This window comes from Nocardiopsis sp. TNDT3 (assembly GCF_003427465.1).
Lineage (GTDB): Bacteria > Actinomycetota > Actinomycetes > Streptosporangiales > Streptosporangiaceae > Nocardiopsis > Nocardiopsis dassonvillei.
The window spans coordinates 1-1,995 of sequence record NZ_QPFC01000780.1; the positions used below are offsets into that span (position 1 = coordinate 1).

Genomic DNA, 1,995 nt, shown 5'->3' on the forward strand with positions numbered 1-1,995 from the left:
GCCCGCCCATGACGGGGCGGGCCGCGGCGCCCCGGAGATGGCAATGATTATCGTTCCTGTTAACCGTGCTGTCAGCCGAACGGCCCCGTCGCGCCGCGTATTGCCAACGTGTTGCACCTCACATGAGTGTCGCTGGAGTCGGGACTGTTTCCTTTGTCCATATCGGGGATGACACGTGACAGGGTTTTGTGGCCAATCCCCGACAGGGAGAACACGGGTGTGCTGTTCTGGAGCCAGCACACCCTTGTCTAAGGTGAGTGCAGGCGGCGCAACCCGCGCGTCCGTCGCGGGTGATTGGAGTGACCGGATGGCTGAGGCGAGGCAACTCCGGGAATACGTGCCCGCGGAGGTGCCGGAGGGCACGGCTCCGACCGCACCGACCATCGAGACGGGCGACCTCACCGGCGGGGTCACCGACCACACGGTGTGGAGCTGCGCCGGGAACCTGACCGCGGTGCGCTCCATCCGCTCCCGCGTGCGCGAGTTCCTCACCCGCATGGGCCACTCCGAGGGCTCCCTGGACGACGCCGAGCTGGCCGTCAGCGAACTGGCCACCAACGCCCTGCTCCACTCGCGCTCCGGGCAGAGCGGCGGCGTCATGACGCTGTTCATCCGCTCCGACGACGGGCGCCTGCGCGTCGCGATCGCCGACCAGGGGGCGCGCGACGGAGAGAGCGAGCACACGCGGGAGGACGGCGACGACTTCGGTCGCGGCAAGCTCATCGTGGACAGCTGCGCCACCCGCAGCGGCGAGTACTGGAGCGACGCCACGCACGTGGCCTGGTTCGAGATCGACGACCACGCGGGGGAGGCCGCCGAGGTCGAGGGGGATCGGCCGGAGGCGGGGCTGGCGGTCGACGACTGAGGCGGTGACCGGAAAGGGTCCACGGACCGCCCCGTCCGCCGCGCGGCGCCCCTGCGGCCGCTGTCCGCACCGCCAGCCTCAGCTGACGCCCGGATTCACGGCCTTATCGTCGGCCCCCGCCACACCAGCGGATCCGCCTCTCCCGAGCACGTCCGGGTCAGTACGCCCCGCCGACCGGCGGGTAGCCGATCCGCTCCGGCTCGGGCGCGCAGCGCACCGTCACCTGGCGTCCCTCCGGCGGAGGGCAGTCCGCCCCCGTCAGCACGCAGGCCCCGGTCCACAGCGCCAGCGCCACCAGGGTCACCCGCGTGGCCTCGTCGCCGCGCTCGTCCACCGCGACCACGTCGTCGGCGGTCAGCTCCAGAAGGTCCCGCAGCTCCGAGAAGCGCCCCATGAGGTCGTTGTGCGGGTGCAGCGTGGTCAGGAGCCCCCCGCTGGTGTCCTCGTAGCCCAGGATGCCGTTGTCGAACAGACCGCGCGCCGGGCTGTACCCGTTGCCGTCGGGACTGGGCTGCAACAGCTCCTCGAAGGGCGTGGTCCCCAGCGCCTGTCCGAACGCGATCACCTGCCGCACCCGCGAGCGCTCCGCCAGCTCCAGTGCCGTCTGCGCCATGTCGGCGCTGACCAGCAGCAGGCGGGTGTCGGTCTCGGTGAGCACCGCGCACTGGGTGTCCAGGTCGGACGCGGTCGACAGGGGCAGCGCGCGTCCGCCCACGGCCATCACCGTGTAGGTGGCCAGGAACCGGTCCGGCGAGACCGGCGCGAGCACTCCCACCACGTCACCGAAGCACATGCCGCGGCGGCTGAGCCCCGCGGCGGCCTGCTCCACCTTGGCGGCGAACGACAGGGCGTCCACGCGGTGCCCGACCCCGCGGATCGACCCCCCCCGCGCGGACCGCAGCCGGAGCCGCTCGCACAGGCCCCCGGTCAGGGATCCGATCGGGTCGTCCCGGCGCGGCAGGTGGCGCCCCGGTCGTCCGGTTCCTGAAGACAGCCCTACCCCCATACGTACCCCCAGTTCGCCCATCCGGCGGCGGTACCGCCGCCCGGGCTCGTCACGCCCCCTCCACGTGGCGAACCCGGCGGCGACGCACCGGTCGGCGAATGCGGCGTCCCTCCCCAGGACGCAA

Annotated in this window: 2 protein-coding genes; one reads left to right on the forward strand and one right to left on the reverse strand. The window is 72.3% G+C overall.

Annotated elements, in window-relative coordinates:
• The first annotated feature begins 307 nt into the window (after window positions 1-307).
• The gene (locus tag DQW06_RS19165) at window positions 308-865 is read left to right on the forward strand and encodes an ATP-binding protein (RefSeq protein ID WP_013154619.1); all 558 of its coding nucleotides are present in this window, start codon (window positions 308-310) and stop codon (window positions 863-865) included.
• 157 nt (window positions 866-1,022) lie between these two features.
• On the opposite strand, the gene DQW06_RS19170 is transcribed toward DQW06_RS19165, so the two are convergent.
• On the reverse strand, window positions 1,023-1,995 hold a 973-nt coding region (locus DQW06_RS19170), incomplete at its 5' end, for an AMP-binding protein (RefSeq protein ID WP_232833079.1).